The sequence below is a fragment of the Sandaracinobacteroides sp. A072 genome (genome assembly GCF_052616365.1).
Genome location: NZ_JBQXGU010000003.1, coordinates 39,193 through 60,361, shown reverse-complemented (window position 1 = coordinate 60,361; position 21,169 = coordinate 39,193). Strand labels below are relative to the sequence as shown.

General features: G+C 66.0%; 16 protein-coding genes. 5 read left to right on the top strand and 11 right to left on the bottom strand.

The window, feature by feature from the left end; genetic code table 11:
• Positions 1-153: 153 nt before the first annotated feature.
• Complete coding sequence (locus ACUJ46_RS09275) at positions 154-630, top strand: hypothetical protein (protein WP_445390200.1); 477 nt, start codon at positions 154-156, stop codon at positions 628-630.
• Between the two features lie 91 nt (positions 631-721).
• Here ACUJ46_RS09275 and ACUJ46_RS09270 read toward each other — a convergent pair whose 3' ends face one another.
• The 5 genes from ACUJ46_RS09270 to ACUJ46_RS09250 all read right to left on the bottom strand — a co-directional run bounded on the left by ACUJ46_RS09270 (position 722) and on the right by ACUJ46_RS09250 (position 5,934).
• Complete coding sequence (locus ACUJ46_RS09270) at positions 722-1,528, bottom strand: enoyl-CoA hydratase/isomerase family protein (RefSeq protein ID WP_445390199.1); 807 nt, start codon at positions 1,526-1,528, stop codon at positions 722-724.
• A gap of 21 nt (positions 1,529-1,549) precedes the next feature.
• Positions 1,550-2,638, bottom strand: coding sequence for a phosphotransferase (locus tag ACUJ46_RS09265; RefSeq protein WP_445390198.1), 1,089 nt, complete (start codon positions 2,636-2,638; stop codon positions 1,550-1,552).
• Complete coding sequence (locus ACUJ46_RS09260) at positions 2,638-4,416, bottom strand: class I adenylate-forming enzyme family protein (RefSeq protein WP_445390197.1); 1,779 nt, start codon at positions 4,414-4,416, stop codon at positions 2,638-2,640. The genes ACUJ46_RS09265 and ACUJ46_RS09260 overlap by 1 nt, the downstream gene beginning before the upstream one ends.
• 91 nt (positions 4,417-4,507) lie before the next feature.
• On the bottom strand, positions 4,508-4,912 hold the full coding sequence (locus tag ACUJ46_RS09255; protein ID WP_445390196.1) for a DUF6285 domain-containing protein: 405 nt from the start codon (positions 4,910-4,912) through the stop codon (positions 4,508-4,510).
• Positions 4,913-4,917: 5 nt separating this feature from the next.
• Positions 4,918-5,934 carry a phosphotransferase family protein gene (locus ACUJ46_RS09250; protein ID WP_445390195.1) on the bottom strand — a complete coding sequence of 339 codons (1,017 nt, stop codon included), beginning with the start codon at positions 5,932-5,934 and terminating at the stop codon, positions 4,918-4,920.
• Positions 5,935-6,116: 182 nt separating this feature from the next.
• Between ACUJ46_RS09250 and ACUJ46_RS09245 the strand changes: the two genes are divergently transcribed.
• The gene (locus ACUJ46_RS09245) at positions 6,117-7,685 is read left to right on the top strand and encodes a class I adenylate-forming enzyme family protein (protein ID WP_445390194.1); all 1,569 of its coding nucleotides are present in this window, start codon (positions 6,117-6,119) and stop codon (positions 7,683-7,685) included.
• An 86-nt stretch (positions 7,686-7,771) separates the two neighbouring features.
• Here ACUJ46_RS09245 and ACUJ46_RS09240 read toward each other — a convergent pair whose 3' ends face one another.
• Together ACUJ46_RS09240 and ACUJ46_RS09235 are read right to left on the bottom strand one after the other, a co-directional pair.
• Positions 7,772-8,638, bottom strand: coding sequence for an enoyl-CoA hydratase-related protein (locus ACUJ46_RS09240; RefSeq protein WP_445390193.1), 867 nt, complete (start codon positions 8,636-8,638; stop codon positions 7,772-7,774).
• Positions 8,639-8,654: 16 nt separating this feature from the next.
• On the bottom strand, positions 8,655-9,575 hold the full coding sequence (locus ACUJ46_RS09235) for an SMP-30/gluconolactonase/LRE family protein (RefSeq protein ID WP_445390192.1): 921 nt from the start codon (positions 9,573-9,575) through the stop codon (positions 8,655-8,657).
• Between the two features lie 209 nt (positions 9,576-9,784).
• Here ACUJ46_RS09235 and ACUJ46_RS09230 point away from each other — a divergent pair, with 209 nt between their 5' ends.
• Positions 9,785-10,534, top strand: coding sequence for a TetR/AcrR family transcriptional regulator (locus tag ACUJ46_RS09230; protein WP_445390191.1), 750 nt, complete (start codon positions 9,785-9,787; stop codon positions 10,532-10,534).
• A gap of 48 nt (positions 10,535-10,582) precedes the next feature.
• Here ACUJ46_RS09230 and ACUJ46_RS09225 read toward each other — a convergent pair whose 3' ends face one another.
• Together ACUJ46_RS09225 and ACUJ46_RS09220 are read right to left on the bottom strand one after the other, a co-directional pair.
• Complete coding sequence (locus tag ACUJ46_RS09225; RefSeq protein ID WP_445390190.1) at positions 10,583-11,965, bottom strand: acyl-CoA dehydrogenase family protein; 1,383 nt, start codon at positions 11,963-11,965, stop codon at positions 10,583-10,585.
• 64 nt (positions 11,966-12,029) lie between these two features.
• Positions 12,030-14,339, bottom strand: coding sequence for a TonB-dependent receptor (locus tag ACUJ46_RS09220; protein WP_445390189.1), 2,310 nt, complete (start codon positions 14,337-14,339; stop codon positions 12,030-12,032).
• A gap of 269 nt (positions 14,340-14,608) precedes the next feature.
• Here ACUJ46_RS09220 and ACUJ46_RS09215 point away from each other — a divergent pair, with 269 nt between their 5' ends.
• On the top strand, positions 14,609-15,409 hold the full coding sequence (locus tag ACUJ46_RS09215) for a crotonase/enoyl-CoA hydratase family protein (protein WP_445390188.1): 801 nt from the start codon (positions 14,609-14,611) through the stop codon (positions 15,407-15,409).
• Between the two features lie 40 nt (positions 15,410-15,449).
• Here the strand turns inward: ACUJ46_RS09215 and ACUJ46_RS09210 are convergent, their stop codons facing one another.
• A complete protein-coding gene (locus tag ACUJ46_RS09210; protein ID WP_445390187.1) occupies positions 15,450-16,223 on the bottom strand; it encodes an SDR family NAD(P)-dependent oxidoreductase in 774 nt (257 codons plus the stop codon).
• A gap of 153 nt (positions 16,224-16,376) precedes the next feature.
• Positions 16,377-18,749, bottom strand: coding sequence for a TonB-dependent receptor (locus tag ACUJ46_RS09205; protein WP_445390186.1), 2,373 nt, complete (start codon positions 18,747-18,749; stop codon positions 16,377-16,379).
• A 275-nt stretch (positions 18,750-19,024) separates the two neighbouring features.
• Here ACUJ46_RS09205 and ACUJ46_RS09200 point away from each other — a divergent pair, with 275 nt between their 5' ends.
• Complete coding sequence (locus ACUJ46_RS09200; RefSeq protein WP_445390185.1) at positions 19,025-21,088, top strand: phosphocholine-specific phospholipase C; 2,064 nt, start codon at positions 19,025-19,027, stop codon at positions 21,086-21,088.
• The last annotated feature ends 81 nt before the right edge of the window (positions 21,089-21,169 follow it).

The following is a 21,169-nucleotide window of genomic DNA, read 5'->3' as shown; positions in this document are numbered from 1 at the left end:
TTCCGGCTGTCATGTCAGTCTGCGCGGCGGGAGAACAATCACCCGGACAACAGGGTGAGGATGAAGAAAGAACCATGCCAGCCGGTCGCCGGCGTGGACATCCTTGGGGGAGAATGACTTTTGGAACCGACTGAAAACGCCCAGCCGGCAAGCATGCCGACAGGCACGGCCATCGTGGTGACGCTGGGCATCGCGGTGCTGATCGCGGGCTTCGTGGCGCTCGCCACCTGGTTCGGCCTGACGCCGCTTTACGCGGGTTTCCTGCTCATCTGGTACTGGGGCGCGATCGACGAGCTGAACCCGTCGACCGTGGTTCCGCTCATCATTGGCGCGGTTGGCGGAACGGCGCTTGCATGGCTGTTGCAGCATGCCGCCACCAACTGGGGCCCCACCGGCCTTGTCCCGGTGCTGCTGCTGATCCTTGCCGCCATCTTCTGCCAGCTGAAGGGGTGGCTCACCTTCCTCGTGAACCGGCCCTTCATGCTTTACCTGACCGTCATGGCAGCGCCGCTGCTGCAGGCGAACGAAAGCTTCCCGCACGTGATGGCGGCGATCGCGGCCGGCTCGGTCTATTTCTTCGGCATCGTGCTGCTGGGCCGCAAGATCATGACAGCGCGCCAGCCCGCCTGAACCGGGCTCACGGCTGGCTGGCTGGCTGAATGAATGCAGGCAGGTTGAAACCGGGCCGGGTGAATATCTCCCGGCCCGGTTTTTCCTTGCGCTAGCGGCCCGTGAAGTTCGGCGCGCGCTTTTCCAGGAAGCTGGCCACGCCTTCCTTGTGATCTTCCGTTTCCATCAGGCGGCGGATCGCCTCGATGGCCCAGGCCCCGATCTCGCGCGGATGGCCATGGGAAAAACGCGAAAGCCCTTCCTTGATGAAGCGCAGGGCCAGCGGCGGGTTGGCGGCGATCCGCGCGGCGAGCGCCCGGGCGCGGAGCAGCAGGTCGGCATGGGGCGTCACCTCGGTCACCAGCCCGATGCGGAGCGCTTCGACAGCATCGATCACGTCGCCGGTGAACATCAGCTCGGCGGCCTTTGCCGGGCCGACGATGGCGGGCAGGCGGTAGAAGCCGCCGACATCGGGGATCAGCCCGCGCTTGATGAACATTTCCGAGAATTTCGCCTGCTCCGAGGCAAGGCGGATATCGGCATAGAGGGCCAGTTCCATCCCCCAGCCGATCGCCGCGCCATTCACCGCCGCGATCATCGGCTTCTCGCACTCCAGCGCCGCCATGGCGGCGGGTGTCGGCTGGTGCTTCACGATGGTGAGTGCCGACCGGCTGGTGGCGAAGGATTTCGGACCGGCCATGATCTCGGCCACATCGTCGCCCGAGCAGAAGGCCGGGTCTGCGCCGGTGACGATGACGCAGCGCACCGCATCATCGGCCGAAGCCTGCTTCAGCGCCGCCTCCAGCTGTGCATAGGCATTCCAGTTCAGCGCATTGCGCCGGTGCGGGCGGTTGAGGGTGATGGTGGCGACATGGTCGGCCACGGCATAGATCACGTCCTGCGGGGTGGTGTCGGTCATGCGGTTTCTCCTCCCGGGCGTTCAGGCTGAACGGTGCAGCAGGGCGAGCGCCTGTTCGGCGAGGATCGGGCAGCCATTTTCCCCGGCCTGCGCCGTGGGTGTCTGCCCGGCGAGTGCGCGGGCATGGACGCCATGGCTGATCGAGGCGAGGCGGAAGACCGAGAAGGCAAGCAGGAAGTTCCAGTCCTCCAGCCCGTCGCGCCCTGTCCGCCGGCAATAGGCATCCACCCACTGCTGTTCCGTCGGGATGCCCGATGTCTCGAAATCGACCCCGTCGAGCGAGCCCCAGCTGGCCCCGTGCGAGTGCCACAGGAAGCCGGAATAGCCGAGATCGGCGAGCGGATGGCCGATGGTGGAAAGCTCCCAGTCGAGCACGGCGATGATGCGCGGCTCGGTCGGGTGGTACATCACATTTTCCAGCCGGTAGTCGCCATGGGCGATGGCGACCGACTGGTCGGCGGGAATGCGTGCCGGCAGTTCCGCGATCAGCTGTTCCATGGCCGGAACGGGGGGCAGGGGGCAATCGCGATACTGCCGTGCCCAGCGCGCGATCTGGCGCTCGAAATAGTTGCCGGGCTTGCCATAATCGCCAAGGCCCACGGCCTGCCAGTCCACCCCGTGCAGCTTCGCCAGCGTGGCGTTCAGGTCATCATAGATCGCCGTGCGCTCGGCAGGCGCCATGCCCGGAAGGGTGGCGTCGCGGAAGATGCGGCCCTCCAGGAAATCCATCACGTAAAAGGTCGTGCCGATCACCTCCTGGTCGGTGCACAGGCCGCGCATTACCGGCACGGGCACCCCGGTGCCGGCCAGGGCCGCCATCACCCGATATTCGCGATCGACCTGATGGGCGCTCTGCAGAAGCTGGCCGGGCGGCTTCTTGCGCAACACATAGCGCCTGCTGCCGGATGTCAGCAGGAAGGTGGGGTTGGAGGCCCCGCCCGCGAACTGCCGCACCGCAAGATTGCCGGCATAGCCCTCGACATTGGCCGCCATCCAGCGGTCGAGCGCCGCTTCGTCGAAGCGGTGCTTGTCGGTCACCGGACCCAGCCGCTGGCCGACACCTTCCGTCGCCGTGCCTGCCGTTGCCGTTCCTGCTGATGCCCCGCCCATCACTTCGTTCCTTCCATTTTTGCGATCATTTCCTGCCGCAGCACCGGTTTCAGCGTCTTGCCGCTGGCATTGCGTGGCAGTTCCACGGTGCGGATATCGATCCTGACTGGCACCTTAAACGGCGCCAGATGCTTCGCGACCTGCGCCTTCAGCGCCTCCTCGTCGACTGTGGCCCCCGGCTTCACCTGCACCACGGCGCCCACCTCCTCGCCCAGCACGCGGTCCGGCAGGCCGACGACGGCGGCGTCAAGCACGTCCGGATGGGCGACAAGCACGCTTTCCACCTCGACACAGTAGATGTTCTCGCCGCCGCGGATCAGCATGTCCTTCTTGCGGTCGAGAAGGTAGATGAAGCCCTCCTCGTCCATGCGGCAGATGTCGCCCGTATGATACCAGCCGTCGGTGAAGGCGGCGGCAGTCCCTTCCACGTTGTTCCAGTAGCCATTCACCACATTGGGGCCGCGGATGCACAGTTCGCCCGATTGCCCGCGCGGCACTTCATGGCCGGCTTCGTCCACCAGCTTCACATCCACACAGGGCACGGGCACGCCGACACTGTCGGGGTGGGCGAGATAATCCTCGGCGCTGTGCGATACCGAGACGGAGGAGGTTTCCGTCGCGCCATAGCCCTGGCCGACGGGGAACCATGGAAAGACTTTTGCGAACCGCAGCGTCAGTTCCGGCGCGATGGCGGCCCCGCCATAGCTGTAGGCTTCGAGGCTGGAGAGGTCGCGCTTGCCGAAATCGGGCGATTCCAGCACCTGCCACACCATGGTGGGCACGCCGGTCGTGGTGTTCACCTTCTCGCGCTCGATCAGTTCGAGAAAGCGTTCCGGGTTCCACTTGTGCATCAGCACGATCTTCGCCCCGCCGACAACGGCCGGCACCATCATCGAGTTCGTGCCCGTGACATGGAAAAGCGGCACCGGGATCAGCAGCGCCTTCTGCGGCAGTGGCGGGGCATCCGGATCGGGCGGCGGCGGCAGCGCTTCGCCCCGGCGGATTGCGGCGCGCGCGGCGTTGAAGCCCAGGCTGACCATGTTCGTCATGATGTTGCGGTGGCTGCCAAGCGCTCCCTTCGGCCGCCCTGTGGTGCCGCTGGTATAGAGGATGGTGGCGGGATCGTCGGTATGGCAGCCGGGGTCCGGCATGGGGTTGTCGGGCAGGCGGCCATAATCTTCGGGCTTGCCGATCAGGGATTCCAGCGTCACCGCCCCATGGCTGGCTTCGCCGCGCGTGACGATGGTGGCGGCAAGGTCCAGTGCCGGCAGATGCGGTGTCAGCCGTTCCAGACGCTCGCCATCGACGATGGCGACCTTGGCGCCGCTGTTCTCGATACCATAGGCCAGTTCCTCCCCAGTGCCCCAGGCGTTCAGCGGGGTCAGCACGGCCCCGATCGAGGCCCCGGCCCAGAAGGCGATGATCCATTCCGGCAGGTTGCGCATGGCGATGACCAGCCGGTCGCCCTTGCGCATGCCATGGTGTTCATGGAGGATGCGCCCGAGCGTACCGGCGGCGCGGAAGGCTGCGTCATAGCTCAGCCGTTCATCCTCATAGACGATGAAGTCGCGGTCGCCCCAGCCGCGGCCGATCTCGAACACCTCCCGCAAGGTGCCCATGGCATTTTTATAGGCCCGGTAGCGCCTGCCGCGGATGTCCACCTCTTCCATCTCGAAGGGCGCGCCCGGCGCGGTGAGGATCCGGTATGTCTCTGCAAGGCTGACCGTCGGCCATCCGGCATCCGGCCGCGCGCCATTCTGGTCCTGTGTGGCTGCCATGGTCGTTTCCTCTCCCGTCTGCCGGCTGGCCGTTGCCGCCTGCCTTGTCTGTTATTCGTTCCGCCCCTGCTCGCCGCTCATCCCCCGCCGGTCACAGGCTTTCCCCGGGCTTTTCCCCGCGTTCCAGTTCGGCGCGATACGAAGCATAGCCTGGCTGGTCGATCGCCAGCTTGTCCATCGTCGTTTGCCATAGGTGGTCGATGAGCGCCGGGTCATCCTCGGTCAGCCGGCCGGCGCGGATGGCCCCGGCAAGGGCATCGTTCATCGCCGCCACATTGCCCGCATCCGCACCGGCGCCGAGCAGAGCGGCCAGCCGTGCCATCTCTGCTGCCTCGGCATCGGGGCGCAACGCGATTTCCCGCGCGACGAGATCGACGGCATTTGCGGCCACGCGCGCCGTGAAGCCGGCATGGCCCGAAAGCTGCGGCACCGCCACCGTGCGCAGGAAGCGCGAAACGGCGCCGAGAATCTCGATGGCTGTGGGCTGTTCCTGCATCCGTCCTACTCCCGCCCCGTGATGGCGCGCATCAGGTCCATTTCATTTTCCGAAGCGCGCCGGGCGATCATTGCCCGTTCCACGCTCGGGTCATGGCCGTGGAACCATTCGATCATGGCAGCCGTGCCGATGCCCCACCGCAGGCTGCCCAGAATGCGCCAAAAATCGACCCTGGCCGGGTCGACCGGCCGGCCGCTGCGCGCGGCATAGGCGGCGTGAAAGCTGTTCCGGCTTCCCAGCCCGCCGACAGGCTTTTCAAGGATGCCGAAGCGCCAGGGCGGCAGCTCTATCCAGGCGAGATCCTCGGCCGGGTCGCCCCAGTGGACGATTTCCCAGTCAAGGATTGCGCCGAGGCCATCGGGGCCGACGATGATGTTGCCGTTGCGGAAATCGCCATGGACCAGCGCCGGGGCGACCGGATCCGGCAGCCTGCGGCGAAGCCAGCGGAGCGCCAGTTCGAACACCGGGCGGGGCTGGGCGCCGGGCCGCGACATGCCTTCTTCCAGCTGGTCGAGGGCGGTGCGGGCATCGGTCGTGACCAGTGGCGGCAGGCCTTCCGGCGGCGTGGCGTGCAGAAGGGCCAGCGCATCGCCCAGCTGCGCCACCAGCCTTTCGCCCGTGCCCGATGCCTCCACGGCGCGGATGATGCGGCGCGGCACGGTTTCGCCAGCGATGCGGCGCATCAGAAAGCCTTCGCCAAGGCCATCTTCGGCTGTGAGCACATGCCATACCTCGGGCACTGCAAGGCCCGCCGCGCCGACGGCGCGCAGCACTTCGGCTTCGCAGTCGAGCGTGACGGAAGTGCCGGCACGGTTGCCCGGCGACCGTCGGAGGATAAGTGGCACGCTGCCATCCGCGCGCACCGCATCGAGCGCCCATGTCTCGAGCGTGGCCCCGGCAGAGACGCGCGCAATGCCTTCGATCGCCGTGACGGCGGGATCCCTCCGGCGCGCCATTGCCAGCAACGCGGCGGCGAAGGCGCCATCCTCATGCCCGCCTGCCTGCTCTGCCTGTTTCCCCATCCCCTCTCCCTCCGGGCTTCCGGCCCTGTTTTTTGGCCGCGTTTCCTGCCGCCATCATCTCCCTCGGCTCGGCACCCTCCCTGCCGGCCGCGATTCCGGGCTTTACCCGGGCGTGATTATAACGCGATATAGATTTCCTGAGAGGCCGGCAAAAGCCGGCGCATTCAGGAGGGGAGAGGAAAATGCTGGTTGGCGACATTCCCGTGCTGGCGGCGCATCGCGCGCCCGATGTGGATGCGGTCCGCTTCCGGGACCATGCCATGACCTATGCCGGAATGCGTGACCGGTCGTGGCAGCTTGCCAATGGCCTGCTGCAGCTGGCGCGCCCCGGTGACCGCATCGCCATCCTGGCCGAAAACTGCCCGGAATATGTGCTGGCCTATTATGGCGTGCCGTCCGCCGGCATGGCGCTCACCTTCCTGAACTATCGTCTCAGCGCCGGCGAGCTTGCCTGGATCATCGGCAACGCCGAACCGACAGTCCTGATCGTCGAAGACCGCTATCTTGGCGTCATCGACCAGATCCGGGACGAGATTCCCTCTGTCCGTCATGTCGTCATTATCGGCGAGCCGCGCGCGGGGGCCATGGGCTTCGATGCGCTTATCGCCAGTGGCGCGCCGGCGCCGCCCGATGTCACCATCGACGAGGATGACCTCGCCTGGCTGCTCTATACCTCGGGCACCACCGGGCTGCCGAAAGGGGCGATGCTCAGCCATCGCAATGTGGTCTCGGCCGTGCTCAACAGCCTTGCAAGCTGGGAAAGCGACCCGCCCGGCTCGCCCGACCCGGTCTTCATGCTGACCTTTCCCATGTATCATGTCGCGGGCTACGCCATGCTCGTCACCCATCTGCGCGCGACCCCGATGGTGCTGATGCAGAATTTCGACATCGAGACCTTCTTCGCCACCATCGAGCGCCATGGCGTGACCTCCCTGTCGCTGGCGCCGACGATGATCGCCATGCTGCTGAACCATGGTTCGCGCGGGAATTACGATCTCTCGTCCATCCGGAACATCGGCTATGGCGCTTCGGCCATGCCGCCGGCCGTGCTGCTGCGCGCACGCGAGGTCTGGCCGGGCGTGCGCTTCGCCACCGGCTTCGGCATGACCGAACTTGGCGGCAATGTGATGGTGCTCACCGCCGGAGAGCATGACCGCGCGGTGGACGAGGGGCTGCCCATCCTCAATTCCGTCGGCCGGCAGATGCTGCTTGCCCGGGTGCGGGTGGTGGACGAGGCAGGCCGCGATGTGCCGCCGGGGCAGGAAGGCGAGATACTGGTGAAGGGCGATCAGGTCTTCAGCGGTTACTGGCGCAACCCCGAGTCGACCGCGAGCGCCTTCGAGGACGGCTGGTTCCACACCGGCGATGTCGGCTGCTGGGACGGGGATGGCTATCTCTGGATCGTCGACCGCAAGAAGGACATGATCGTGTCCGGCGGGGAAAATGTCTATCCGCGGGAAGTGGAGGATGTCCTCTACAGGCACCCGGCGGTGCTGGAGGCCGCCGTGATCGGGGCCGAGGATCCCACCTGGGGCGAGGAAGTCGTCGCCGTCGTGTCCTGCCGGGCCGGCATGGAGACGACGGCAGCCGAGCTGATCGATTTCTGCCGCGCCCGGATCGCCAGCTACAAGAAGCCGCGCGCCATCGCCTTCATCGAGGAACTGCCCAAGAACGCCTCGGGCAAGATCCTGAAGCGCGAACTTCGCCTGTGGATCAGGGACGGAAGCCTCGGCCTGCAGCGGGCAGGCTAGCAGAAAGCTGAGAGCAGCGTGCCGGAAGGCGGCGGGCGCGGTTGCCGCCCCCCGCCTTCCGGCCAGGCTTTCCGGCTACCCGGGCTTCACCACCAGGGAAAGCCTCTGGGCATGTCGGCTGAAACCCGGTTGGGGAAGTTCGGCTTGCGCTTTTCGATGAAGGCCGCGACCCCTTCCTTCACATCCGGGCCGGAGCCGAGTTCCATCGCAAAGGCGCCGTCGATCTTAAGCAGGTCGAACGGCAGTTCGGCCGATCCGAAGCGCCAGATCATTGCCCGCGTGATGGCGACGGACACGGCCGAGGTGTTTTCGGCGATGTCGAGCGCGATCGCCCGGGCGCGGGCCATCAGTTCTTCGTGCGGCACCACCTCGCTCACCAGCCCGCCGGCCAGCGCTTCCTGTGCGCCGAAGATGCTGCCCGTGATCGCCCAGCGCAGCGCCTGCGCCGTGCCAACGAGCCGGGGCAGGAACCAGGCGCTGCCCGCTTCCGGCACCAGCCCGCGCCGGGCGAAGATGAAGCCGAAGCGCGCCTGATCCGAGGCGATCTTGATGTCGGTCGGCAGGGCAAGCGTCGCCCCGACGCCCACGGCCGCGCCGTTGAAGGCGGCGATCGTCGCCTTGCGGCAGTTGAACAGCGCGCCGACAAAGCCGCCATCGCCGCCAAGCCCGCCATCCGCTTCCGCGCTTCGTCCGGCCCCGAAGTTGACGGCCCCGGCGCCCGACTGCGTGTCGAAGCTTCCCGCCCCGGCCGAAATGTCGGCCCCGGCGCAGAAGCCTCGGCCAGCGCCTGTCAGGATCACGGCGCGGATTGCATCGTCTTCGTTGGCCAGCGCGATTGCCTGCGCCAGTTCCTCGCCCATCCGGGCGGTATAGGCGTTCAGCTTGTCGGGCCGGTTGAGGGTGATGGTCGCGACCGGACCATCGGTTTCGTAGAGAATGTCCCCGAAGTTCATGGCCGTTCCCTTTTAGTCAGCCGTTGTGGGCCAGCTTCAGGCCGGGCCGGGGCCAGCGCGCCCTGTAGAGCTTTCCGGTGCCCGAACAGGTGATGAAGGCGGTGCGCATGTCCGGCCCGCCGAAGCAGATGTTGGTGGTGAGCGGGTCGGGGAAGGCATGCTGTTCCCAGCTGCCGTCGGCGGGATCGAAGACGGTGATGCCGCCATTGACGAGCGTTGCGACACAGACACGGCCATCCGCTTCCACGGCGAGGCTGTCGAACATCTGGTAGCCGGGAAGCGGGCCCATCACCTTTCCGGCCGTCCACATGTCGGCTGGGGCCGCCAGCTGGCCGGGGCCGGCGACGCCGAATTCCCACAGGCGGCTGGTCTGGGTTTCGGCGACATAGAGGGCCTTGCCATCGGGTGAGAGGCCGATTCCGTTGGGTGTCACCATGCCTTCATGCACGCGGACGATGTGCGAGCCGTCGGCCCGGGCGTAGAGGATGTGGCCCACCTGGCTGGAATCGCCGTTGCTCTTGCCGAGATCGGTGAACCAGAAGCCGCCCTTGCCGTCGAACACGAGATCGTTCGGGCCACGTAAGGGGCGACCGTCGCATTCCGTGTAGAGCGTCGTCACGGCGCCGGTGCCGATATCCACCCGCTGGATGGAGCCGGAGGTGTAAAAGTCCGGCGTGCCATGGGGCACGAGAAGCCCGGTTTCAGGGTTGTCGATCCATTCGAAGCCGCCATTGTTGGTGACATAGACGGCGCCGTCCGGGCCGATGGCCGCACCGTTCGGCCCGCCGCCCAGTTCGGCGATCACCTCCTGCCGGCCGTCCGGGTGCACGCGGGTCAGGGTCTGGCGCCTGATTTCCACCAGAATGACGGAGCCGTCCGCCATGGCGATGGGGCCTTCCGGAAATTGCAGCCCCTCGGTCACCAGTTCCATGTCCATTCTGTCTTCTCCCTTCATCCCTGGCCCCTTGCGGGCCGGTTTCCCTCATGCCCGTTGCCGGGCGGTTGATTCCCCTCGCGGCCCCGGGCAGGGGTGGCGCGGTTGTGGAGCCTGTGCACAGCGGGTCGCAGAGTGCGGCGGTTGCCGTATCCCCGGAAAACTGTCAGGCGGACTGTCTTGTGCCACTGGCTCGGGGCTGGAGTGGGTGAATGAGTGACAATGCTGCCGGCAAGGCCGAAAGGGCGCCTGGCCGCCGTGAAGCGGGCAAGGAAAAGCGGCGCCAGCGCATCATCCAGGCCGCCCGCGAGATGATCCGGGAAACGGGCAGCACCGGCCTTTCCATGCGCGCGCTGGCCGAACGGGCAGGGGTGAGCCTTGCCACGCCCTATAATCTGTTCGGTTCGCGCGGGGCGGTTGTTGTCGGCGTGCTGCAGGACGTGCGCGATTTCCACATGCGCTTCGCCAGTGTCCACCCCGGCGACCCGGTGGACCGGGTGCTGGCCGGCGTCGATCTGGCGGTCGGATATTATCTCGACGATCCCGCCTTCTACAGCACGCTGTGGCGCGAAGTGTTCAACGTTTCGGGCGAGGTGCGCGCCGCCATCTACAACCCCCGGCGCGATGCCTTCTGGCTGGGGCTGATCGGCGATGTCGCGGCGTCCGGCGCCCTGCGGCCCGGCATCGATGCACGGCAGCTCATGCGCCAGCTCGATCATGTCTTCCGCTCGGTCATGCTGGACTGGGTGGCCGGCGACCTCGCGCCCGAGGCGCTGGGGCCGACCATCCGGCTCGGCTATGCGCTGATCCTCTGCGGGGCGGCCAGCGATGCGGCGCGCGACGGCATCGCCGCCCGCGCCGACGCCATCCAGAAGGAGCTGATGGCGATCGAGGCGGGCCGTCTGGCGGACAGGCAGGCCGGGGAAGCGCCCGCGGCGGCAGGGCAGGGCCGGCCCGCCTGACGGCGAAGCGGCCTGCCACGGCGCTTGTGCGCTGCCCCGGCCGGGCATTCAGCCGGCTTCCGGCCTTGTCGTGGCGATCACCTGCCAGCCACTGCGCGGGCGGATCTGCGACTGGGTGCGGTAATCCACATCATCATAGGTGAGCTCCGCAAACTCACGCCGGCGCGGGCCGAGATAGCCCAGCAGGAAGGCCGCCACCTTGCGGATCTGGATTTCCTCCGTGCCCTCGGTGATCCGGTAGCGGCGATGGTGGCGATAGATATGCTCGAACGGCTTGTGGCGTGAATAGCCGATGCCGCCATGGATCTGGATCGCCCGGTCGGCCGCCTCGCAGCACAGCCGGTTCGCCCAGTAGTTGCACATCGACACCTTGTCGGAGATGCGCTTTTCCACTTCGGGGTGGGTCATCTGGTCCATTTCCCAGGCGGTCTTGCGGATCAGCAGGCGCAGCATCTCGCACTGGGTGGCAAGCTCGGCCAGCGGGAACTGAATGGCCTGGTTCCTCGCCAGCTCCTCGCCGAAAGGCTTGCGCAGCCGGGCGTAGCGCACCGATTCCTCGATGCAATAGACTGCCGAGCCGAGCGAGGATGCCGCCTGGCGGATGCGGTTTTCATGCACGAAGGACTGGGCGAGCGGCAGGCCGTTGTCCGGCGGGCCGAAGATCGCGCTGTCGGGCACCCAGACATTGGTGAAGCTGACGCGCGGGTGGTCGGTCGGCATGTTGAAGGTCCAGAGATATTCCTCGACCTTCACGCCGGGATTGTCGGCGGGAACCAGGAAGCAGCTGATTCCGCGCGCGTCGCCGTCATTGCCCGAAGTGCGGGCAAAAAGCGCGCAATGGGTGGCGACATGCATGCCCGTCGTCCACATCTTCTCGCCGTTGATCAGCCAGCCATCGACACCGTCGCGGCTTTCGCGGACGGCCCGCGTTTCCATGTGGGTGGCGTCAGAGCCATGATAGGGCTCTGTCAGGCCGAAGGTCACGCGGCGCGTGCCGTCGAACATGCCCTGGATGAATTCGGCGCGCTGTTCGGGCGTGCCGAAATCGTCGAACATCTTGGCGAAGGGGTTGTTGGCGACGATCGAATGTTCGGTCTGCTGGTCATAGTGCAAGCCCAGCCCCTTGGCGGCCATATATTCGCGGATCACCGTCATCCACAGGTTGGAGCCGCCCTTGCCGCCGAACTTCGGGTCCATGGCGAAGCGCAGGTGCCCGGCCTTGTCGGCCCGGCGCTTGGCTTCGCGCATCAGCTCTTCCCACTCATGGCGGGGCAGGCCGCCATTCTCGAAATCGGTGCGCGCCCATTCACGGCGATGGTCGAAGAAGCGGATGTTGTCGTCCTGCTCCTCCAGCGGGCGGATTTCCTTTTCGATGAAGGCATCCAGTTCCTTCAGATAATCGAGAAGGGCCTGTGGCAGGTTGAAATCCATATCTGTCTCCGTTTTTTCCGTTTTCTGTTCAGTGCCTTGCCGGCCGCGTCCCGTCTCTTGCGCTTCAGTAGCGGAAGTTCAGGGTCGCGCCGAAGGTGCGGGGCGCGCCCGCGAAGCGGTTGATGCTGTCATTGTTCCGGTAGGCGGCGGTCCAGTAGTAATTGTCGGTCAGGTTGCGCGCCCAGAGCTGGAAGCGCCAGCGCCCATCGGCCGATGCGACCCCCAGCCGCGCATCGAAGGTGGTGTAGGCATCGATCGAGAGGATCGGATACTGGCCGAAGGCGCCACTGGTCTCGCCCTGGTAGATCATCGTGCCGCCGACATAGGCGTCGAGATTTTCGGAGATGGCGAATTCATATTCGGCATCTACATTGGCCTGCCATTCCGGCGTGTAGGGGAAGGGCTCGCCGCTGAAATCCAGCTGCTGGCCGAAGGAGTCATAGTTCACGAACCCGTCGCCCAGCCGCGAGTTGATGTAGCTGACCGCCGGGTGGATGCGCAGCCCCGGCAGGGGGCGCATCACGACATCAAGCTCCAGCCCCCAGATGCGCGATTCCGGCACATTCACGAGCGAGGGAAGCGGCCCGAAGGCGATGTCGGGGATTCGGCCGAGGATCTGCTTGTTCGTGTAATCATAGTAGAAGGCCGCGCCATTGGCCTGGATGGCGCCATCGGCCAGCGTGGCCTTGAAGCCGCCCTCGAACGCCAGCACCGTTTCCTGCACCACCGGTAGGAACTGGCGCGTGGTTGCGGCCGCCAATGTCGGGAAGCTGCCGGCCTTGTAGCCGCGCGAGACATTGGCATAGAGCAGCACTTCGTCCGTCGGCTTGTAGTCCAGCCCCAGCCGCCAGCTGATGTTGTTCTGGTTGAGCGTGCCCGTCGCGCCACCCGGCTGGATCGTATCCTGGTCGATGGTGCCGCAGCCGCCCTTCTCGACAGGGGTGAAGATCGGGCCGTTGCCGGCCAGGGTGTTGAGATATGCCTGGATCGCTGCCGACACATCGGCCCAGGTGCCGTCGATGTCCTGCCCGCAGCCGTAGAGGAGCCGGCGGTTGGCCTGGGTGAAGCGGACCCCGGCATGGGCGGTCAGCTGGTCGGTCAGGTCGTAATCGACATTGGCGAAGACGCCATAGGTGTTCAGGCGCTGCTGCGTGTTGGGCCGGGTCGGCCCGAGCGGCACGCCGAAGACGATCGCGCTTGAGGATTCGGTATAATATTGGATCGTGTTGTCATCGACATAATCATGTTCGTAATTGGCGCCGATGATGTAGCTCGCCCGCCCGATCGTGCCGTCGAGGCGGAGTTCCTGGTAGAAGGTGTCGATCTTGCCGAAGCTTTCGGCCCTGTAGTTGTTGAAGGGCGTGCCGTCGCCTTCCAGTGGCTGGTAACGCTTGAAACGCTGCAGCGAGGTGAGCGCGGTGATGCGGGCATTCTCGCCGATGTCGATCTCGTTGCGCAGCGACCCGAAATAGAAGCGGTTGTTGCGGGCGAAATCGACGCCGGCATCCCAGTCCGCCACGCGATTGTCTTCGGGGGCACGCGGGAAGTTGATGAAGCCGGGCGGGATGGCGGCGCCCGAGTTCAGGGCGTTGAAGGCGATATATTGCGGCGCCAGTGAATCCGACCGGTCCCGCTGGGCGGTAATGTTCAGGGTCGTCCGCCAGATCGGGCTCGGCTCCCAGACGAGGATGATCCGGCCCTGGAGGAAGTCCTTCTGGCCGAGGCGGTCATCGGGCCGCGTCATGCTTTTCTGGAAGCTGTCGCCCCGCGTGTAGCGCGCGGCCACGCGGACCCCGAGCGTATCGGTGACCGGCGTGCTGACGAAGCCCTGAAGGTCGACCGTGTTGAAGCTGCCATAGGTGGCGTCGAGACCGGCGCGCAGATCCTTCGTGGGCTTGGCGGCGATGTAGTTCAGGGCGCCGCCGGTCGAGTTGGAGCCGAAGAGCGTGCCCTGCGGCCCCTTCAGCACCTCGAGCCGTTCGAGATCGAGGCCGAGGCCCACCGTCTGGGCGGAAAAGGGGATGGGCACCTCGTCGACATAGGCGCTCACCGCCGGGCTGGCGCCGAGGCTGGTTTCCTGGAAGCCGATGCCGCGTATGGTGAAGACCGGCGTGCCGTAGGCGGTTTCATTGTAGGTGAAGCCGGGCACGATCTTGCCCAGCTGCGAGGCATCGGTCACGCCCATCTTGGTGAGCATGTCGCCGCTCGCCGCGGTGATCGACATGGGCACATCGTTGATGTCGGCTGCGACCTTCTGCGCGGTGACGATGATCACGTCCATGTCCGCCTGCTGGGCATGGGCGGGAACTGCGGACAGGATGGCGGTGGTGACGGCCGCGCCGGACAGGCTGGCCAGGAACTTGCATGCAGACATGGCTTCTCCCCTTCTGCGGGGCAGGCCTGCCTTTTACCCGTATCAGGCGGTCCGCCCTCGTTTTGCGCCCGGCTCTCCGCAGCGCAACGCGGAGTCTCCCTCATGCCGGACAGAGTTATTTTTATATCGCGTTATATATTCGCCGCACGCTATGTAATTACCCAATTGCCGCACTCTCTCTTTTTGCCATTGGAGCCGGAATTCTGAGGAAGGCGAGTCGCACGGCCCATGCAGGCGGCGCGCCGCCATGAATGGGGGGAAGAGGGACCATGAACGATCGCGTGACCATATCCGTCGCGGACGGCATCGCCGATGTGCGCCTGAACCGGGCCGACAAGCGCAACGCTTTCGATGACGCCATGTTCGAAGGCGTGAACGAAGCCGTCGCGGCGCTGGCCGGGGACGGTAGCGTGCGCGTCGTCGTGCTTTCGGGCGAAGGCCCCTGCTTTTCGTCCGGGCTTGATCTGTCCAGCTTCGGCAAGATGGTCTCCGGCGAATTCAAGGGTGGCGACAGCATTGTCAATCTGCCGCGCACCGGGACAGGTGCGAACCGCGGCCAGCAGGTTTCCTTCGGCTGGCGTGACCTGCCGGTGCCGGTGATCGCGGCGGTGCATGGCGTGGCGCTGGGCGCCGGCTTCCAGCTGGCGCTGGGGGCCGATTTCCGCTTCGTCACGCCCGATGTGAAACTCTCGGCCTTCGAGATGAACTGGGGCCTGATCCCCGACATGGGGGCCTTCCCGATCCTGCGCGAACTGGTGCGCGCCGACGTGGCGCGGGAGCTCATCTACACCGGTCGCACCGTCGAAGGCGCCGAGGCGCTGGCCATTGGCCTCGCCTCCCGCGTCTGCGCCGACCCGCGGGCCGAGGCGCTCGCCTTCGCGCGCGAGATCGCGGACAAGAACCCGGATGCGGTGAAGGCCGCAAAGCGCATCTTCAACCGCAGCAGCGATGCCAGCGTTGCCGAGCTGCTGATGGCCGAAAGCGTCGAGATGGGCGCCCTCATCGGCTCGCCCAACCAGAAGGAGGCCGTGATGGCCCGGCTGGAAAAGCGGGCGCCCCGGTTCAGCTGAGGTCGACTGACAGGGGGCCGCAAGTCGCGCCGGTGGCGGGTCAGCGGGTCTGGCCCCCATCGACGGGCACGACAGCGCCGGTGATGAAGCTTGCCTTCGGGCTGAGCAGGAAGGCCGCCGTGCTGCCGATTTCCTCCGGCGTGCCGAAGCGCTGCAGGGGCACTTCGCGGCGGATCCAGCCATTCCAGGCATCGGCGCGCTCGCCGGTCGCGCGGGCCTCCCAGTCTCCGCCGGGGAAGATGATGTTGCCAGGGGCGATGGCGTTCACGCGGATGCCGTCCCGGCCGGCGACCCGGGCCAGTTCCTTCGCCAGATGGTTCATGGCGGCCTTGGCCGTGCCGTAGGTGAGCGGGGTGCCGAGCGCCCCGATCCCGGCGATCGAACTGATCATCAGGATCGCGCCTTCCCGGCGCGGGGTCATGACCCTGAGCAGCGCCCGGCTGAGCCGGAAGGCGGAATCGAGGTTCTGGCTCATTCCGGCATCCCAGCTTTCGTCGTCGACTTCGAAACCGGGCGGGCAGGGGTTGAGGCCCACATTGGCGACACCGCCCCACACCGGCCCGAGCGCGGCTTCGGCGCCCGCCACGAGGGCGTCGATGGTTGCCGTGTCGCGCAGGTCGCCTGCCATGGTCCATAGCCGGTCCTCGCCATGGATGGCGGCAAGGCGGGCGCGCTCGGCCTCAAGGGCCTCTGCTCCGCGCGCAGCCATCGCCACGCGGGCGCCTTCGGCAAGGCAGGCTTCCACGATTCCAAGGCCGATTCCGCGGCTTGCGCCGGCTACCAGGATCACCTTGCCGTCCAGTTTCAGGTCCACGATTGTCTCCTCACCCGTTTCGGCAAGGCTATGACCGGATCGCCGGGGTGACAATCCCGGCTGAAAGGCGAGGCTGGCTGCCCGTGCAGGGCATAAAAGAAAGGCCGGGCCGGAAGACATGCTCCGGCCCGGCCCCGAGGCCTTGCGTGACGATCAGAAGTCGATCGTGAAGGCGCCCATGATGGTGCGCGGCGCGCCCAGGAAGGCGGAGCCGCCGTCGGCGCCGGCCAGATAGCGTTCGTTGGTCAGGTTGTTCACCGTGATGGCGAAATCGAGACCCTTGAGGGCGGGCGCGATGTCACCCACGGCAATGCCGAGATAGGCGTTGGTCAGCCAGAAGGAGCCGCTCGGGTCGATGCCCTGACGGTCGATGAAGCGGCTGCTGACATATTTCGTCGAGAGGCCGGCGCGGAAGATTTCGCCGGCATAGTCGAGCGCGCCGACCAGCATGTGCTTTGGCGTGTTAAAAACCTGCACGCCGGGGATGATGCCCAGTTCCACGTCCCGCGCCGCATCGCCCGTGCCGAGATATTTGGCGCGGTTGTAGGAATAGGAGGAGGAGATGCTCAGTTCCGGCGTGATCCGGTAGGCAAGGGCCGCCTCGACGCCGGAGCTCTTCACCCCGCCGACGTTCAGGTAGACGCCGTCCACCTCGCTCAGATAATCGATCCCGGTGACGAAGTTCGACGGGACAAAGACCACCCGGTTGTCGAACTTGATGTCATAGACGGTGATCGACGCGTTCACCCGCTGGTTGCTGAAGCGCAGGCCCGCCTCGATGCTGTCGGCCGTTTCGGGCCGGATCTCGCGGCGGACGCTTTCATCCTCATCCAGCAGGCCGCGCCTGAGGGCGGCGAAGTTCTGCGCATAGCCGGCGAAAATCTCCAGTTCCGGCAGGGGGCGATAGTTGATGCCTGCCGAAAACAGCGGATCGGAATGATAGTTCATGCTGGTTTCCAGCATGTCCCCGATGACGCCGGTGCGCGACTGGTCGATGAAATACTGCTTCAGGCCGGCACGCACCGTGAAATCGCCGAAGGTGATGCTGTCGTCCACATAATAGACGAACTCGTCCAGCCCATAGTCCCGCTCATACTGGACCCAATAGGGGACGCCATCAAACTGGAGGCTGGACCGGGCGTCTGTGACCTTGTGCCAGTCGCGGATGACGGTGGACTTGCCGTTTTCATACCAGATTCCGGCGCGAAGCAGGTTCTCGACCTGGCCGAAATCCTTTTCCCAGTTCACGTCGACCATCGTGCCGAGGCGGCGGTTCTTGTAGTGGGTGTGCCGATAGGACATGACCGGGCTGCTGCCGGCAGCATAGCAGGACGGGTCATAGTCGGCCGGAAGGCCAGCGCTGCCGGCGCAACCCGCGATCATCGGGGCCGTGGCGCCATTCGGGGTCACGTAGAAGATGCGGCCCAGCGAGGCGCCGCCGAAAACCGTATTCGAACGGTCGAACTCGCTGTTGGTGTTGCCTGCGCCATCATCCGTCACGTCGACGAGATAGGGCGGCAGCCAGTCCCCCCGGCCGCGCATCGTGTGGCCATAGGCGGTCGCGATGAGCTTCACTTCGCCAAGATCCACATTGCCACGCAGATAGCCGAACAGGTTCTTGCGAAGCGCGCGCGAGCCGGAGCGGAAATTCTGGTCGAGATAGGGGATGCCGGTCCAGTTGCTTGTCAGCCCGTCGAAATCCGGGTTCTGCCGGAAGCTTTCCAGCGATACGCTGCCATATTCGCCTTCATTGGCATCGTCGAAGGAGACGTAGCCGGTAAGGTCCACCTTGCCGAGATCGCTGGTGATCTTGCCGGCGAAATGGTCGCGGCTGGTGGTGTCGGACTGGGCCACCCAGTCCTTCACGCGGGAGGTCGAGGCGCTGATCCAGGCATAGGTGCCGGGAAGGATCTCGCCGGTATCGACACGGGCGTAGAGCTTGCGCCCGCCGAAGTCGCCCGTGGCGGCGCTGAAGCGGTAGCGGCGTTCGCCTTCCGGGTTCGATGTCTGGTAATCCAGCGTGCCGCCAAGCGATTCATTGGTGCGCGAGGAAATGTCGGCCGTGCCCTGCGAAACCGCGACCGTCTGCAGGTTCTGCACGTCGAGGTAGCGGTTCGCCTTGGAGCCGCCACCATAGGAGGAGCCGCCGTTGGGCACACCGTCGATGGTGGTGCCGATGTGGCCATCATTGGTCGAGAAGCCGCGGATGGTGATGTTGGTGACCCAGTCGGCAGAGCCGAAGGCGTCGGCTTCGGTGACAAGCACGCCGGGCAGTTCGCTGATGACTGTGTTGACGCTGGCGATCGGCGCCTGGCGCCGGATCATTTCCGGCGTCACTTCGGAGACCGCATAGGTGGCGCGGCCAGCTGTGACGATGATGCTTTCGCCAAGGGCGCCGGCTGCATCGGCCCCGGCAACATCGGCCGCGGCAGCCGATGAATCGGCGACTGCGGTGTCGGCCGCCTGGGCGACGGAGGCCCAGGCAATTGCGGCGAGCGCGGCGGCACCCAGATGGATGGTCTTCAAGTCGAGACTCCCTGAATATGGTCTGTTTATGTCGGTTTCCGCCGGCCTGCGGGGGGCAGCCAAACAGCGCCGGCAAGCCCGTCCATCGATGCGGAGAACAAAGCGCATCGACATCGGGGCGAGCGGCCTATGGGCGCGCCTTGTTGCAGATTTGTTTAGATTTCATAAAAGTTTGACTGGGGCAGTGCTGTCGCAAAACCGACATGTGCGGCGGCTAGGCAGACGCGGTTTGCGCCGTCCCGTCACAGAGTCTCACCAGAGGAATTCCTGCCATCATGGCCGATACCAGCCGCCGCAACTTTCTGCTTGCCGGTCTCTCGCTTGCGGGTGGCGGGATGCTTCCGCCAGCCATTGCCCGGGCGGCCGCGATCGCGCCTGATGTACGCCGGGGCACCATCGAGGATGTCGCGCATGTCGTGATCCTGATGCAGGAAAACCGCAGCTTCGATCATTATTTCGGCAGCATGGCCGGCGTGCGGGGCTTCGGGGACCGTTTCCCCATTCCCGTCATGGGTCCGGATGGCGGGACACGCCCTGTCTGGTGGCAGGCCGATGCCGAAGGCCGCCTTGTCGCGCCCTTCCATCTATCCACCCGCCAGCATTTCGACCTGATGCGGGTAAAGGGCACGCCGCATCACTGGGAGGATGCGCAAGAGGCGTGGGACAATGGGCGGATGAACGCCTGGGCGGCATCCAAGACCGTCCGCGCCATGGGGCATTACCGTCGCGAAGACCTCGGCTTCCAGTTCGCGCTGGCCGAGGCCTTCACCCTGTGCGACGCCTATCATTGCTCGATGCACGCAGGCACCAACCCGAACCGCCTCTTCCTCTGGACCGGAACCAATGATCCTGCTGGCAGCCATGGCGGGCCGGCGATCACCAACTCCCACGATAATCTCGCCGAACTCGGCGGCTGGCCGGAAAGCTACCGCTGGACCAGCTACACCGAGCGCCTGCAGCAGGCCGGCATAGACTGGCGTATCTATCAGGACATGGCGGACAATTTCACCGACAACCCGCTGGCTGGCTTCCACAGTTTCCGGAGCGCCCACGCCAGGACGCCGGGGTCCGACCCGGCCCTTCTCGACCGGGGGCTTTCGACCCACACCCTCGACCGGTTCCGCAAGGACATACTGGAAAACCGCTTGCCACAGGTGAGCTACATGGTGGCCCCGGCAGCGCTTTCGGAACACCCCGGCCCGTCCAGCCCGGCACAGGGGGCCGCCTATACCGCCGAAGTGCTCGACGCGCTGACCGCCAACCCGGCTGTCTGGGCGCGGACAGTCCTGTTCGTGATGTATGACGAGAATGACGGCTTCTTCGATCATGTGCCCCCGCCGGCCCCTCCGGGCCGTCGGGACGATGAAGCCTCGGGCGCCTCCACTGTTTTGACAGAAGGCGAATATCATCTTGTGCCGAGCGAAAGCGCTGGGAAATCCGACCTCCCCGAACTCAGGGGCCGTCCCTATGGCCTTGGGCCGCGCGTGCCGATGTTCGTCGTCTCGCCTTGGTCGCGCGGCGGCTGGGTGAATTCGCAGGTCTACGATCACACATCCGTCATCCGCTTTCTGGAAGCGCGTTTCGGCGTGGCGGAGCCCAACATCTCGCCCTGGCGGCGGGCCGTGTGCGGGGATCTCGCCGGTTGTCTGGATTTCTCCCGCGCCGGTAACGCCGCGCCCGCGCCCCTGCCCGATCCGCGCCCCGAAGCCGCGCGCGCGGCGCTCATCCCGAAGCAGCCGGTGCCGGACGCGCCGGCGCACAATCCGTTCTCGGCGCAGGAGCCGGGCATCAGGCGGTCGCGTGCCCTGCCTTACCATCTGGAGGTGACGGATGCGATGGAGGACGACGCCATCACTCTCCGCTTCGCCTGCGACGGGACGGCCGCCGCCGTCTTCCATGTCTATGACCGGCTGGCGCTCGACAAGCCGCCGCGCCGCTACACGCTGACACCGGGCAAGACGCTTTCCGGCCGCTGGCTGCTGAAGGATGGCGCCCATGATCTGTGGGTGCTCGGCCCCAACGGCTTCCACCGCCATTTCACCGGCCGTCCGGGCCAGACGGCTCCGCGCCTTGCCTGGCGGCTCGATCGCACGGCGATGCGGCTTGCCCTGATTGTGGGGGAAGGGCGCGTGGAGGCTGTTTCAAATGCCTATGGCCGCCAGCATGGTAACTGGAGCGGCGAGGGGGGTGGCCGCCATCATTGGGATCTGGCGCTGACAGGCGGCTGGTATGACATCAGCATCACCGCGCCCGATGTTCCGGGATTCAGCCGGCGGATTGCCGGGCGGCTCGAAAATGGCCGGGACAGCGTGACCGACCCGGCGCTCGCCATCGCCTGACTGGGGGGCGACCCCATTCGGCCGCATGCCCGCGTGCGGTTCGCCACGCCCGCCGAAACGCTGGCCTCTCGAAACGCCGGG

What these genes read in the sequence shown, in the direction of transcription:
- ACUJ46_RS09260 (WP_445390197.1), bottom strand. Translation starts at nt 4,416, where the DNA reads ATGGCAGCCACACAGGACCAGAATGGCGCGCGGCCGGATGCCGGATGG.
- ACUJ46_RS09235 (WP_445390192.1), bottom strand. Translation starts at nt 9,575, where the DNA reads ATGGACATGGAACTGGTGACCGAGGGGCTGCAATTTCCGGAAGGCCCC.
- ACUJ46_RS09275 (WP_445390200.1), top strand. Translation starts at nt 154, where the DNA reads ATGCCGACAGGCACGGCCATCGTGGTGACGCTGGGCATCGCGGTGCTG.
- ACUJ46_RS09270 (WP_445390199.1), bottom strand. Translation starts at nt 1,528, where the DNA reads ATGACCGACACCACCCCGCAGGACGTGATCTATGCCGTGGCCGACCAT.
- ACUJ46_RS09200 (WP_445390185.1), top strand. Translation starts at nt 19,025, where the DNA reads ATGGCCGATACCAGCCGCCGCAACTTTCTGCTTGCCGGTCTCTCGCTT.
- ACUJ46_RS09245 (WP_445390194.1), top strand. Translation starts at nt 6,117, where the DNA reads ATGCTGGTTGGCGACATTCCCGTGCTGGCGGCGCATCGCGCGCCCGAT.
- ACUJ46_RS09250 (WP_445390195.1), bottom strand. Translation starts at nt 5,934, where the DNA reads ATGGGGAAACAGGCAGAGCAGGCAGGCGGGCATGAGGATGGCGCCTTC.
- ACUJ46_RS09230 (WP_445390191.1), top strand. Translation starts at nt 9,785, where the DNA reads ATGAGTGACAATGCTGCCGGCAAGGCCGAAAGGGCGCCTGGCCGCCGT.
- ACUJ46_RS09255 (WP_445390196.1), bottom strand. Translation starts at nt 4,912, where the DNA reads ATGCAGGAACAGCCCACAGCCATCGAGATTCTCGGCGCCGTTTCGCGC.
- ACUJ46_RS09215 (WP_445390188.1), top strand. Translation starts at nt 14,609, where the DNA reads ATGAACGATCGCGTGACCATATCCGTCGCGGACGGCATCGCCGATGTG.
- ACUJ46_RS09240 (WP_445390193.1), bottom strand. Translation starts at nt 8,638, where the DNA reads ATGAACTTCGGGGACATTCTCTACGAAACCGATGGTCCGGTCGCGACC.
- ACUJ46_RS09225 (WP_445390190.1), bottom strand. Translation starts at nt 11,965, where the DNA reads ATGGATTTCAACCTGCCACAGGCCCTTCTCGATTATCTGAAGGAACTG.
- ACUJ46_RS09220 (WP_445390189.1), bottom strand. Translation starts at nt 14,339, where the DNA reads ATGTCTGCATGCAAGTTCCTGGCCAGCCTGTCCGGCGCGGCCGTCACC.
- ACUJ46_RS09265 (WP_445390198.1), bottom strand. Translation starts at nt 2,638, where the DNA reads ATGGGCGGGGCATCAGCAGGAACGGCAACGGCAGGCACGGCGACGGAA.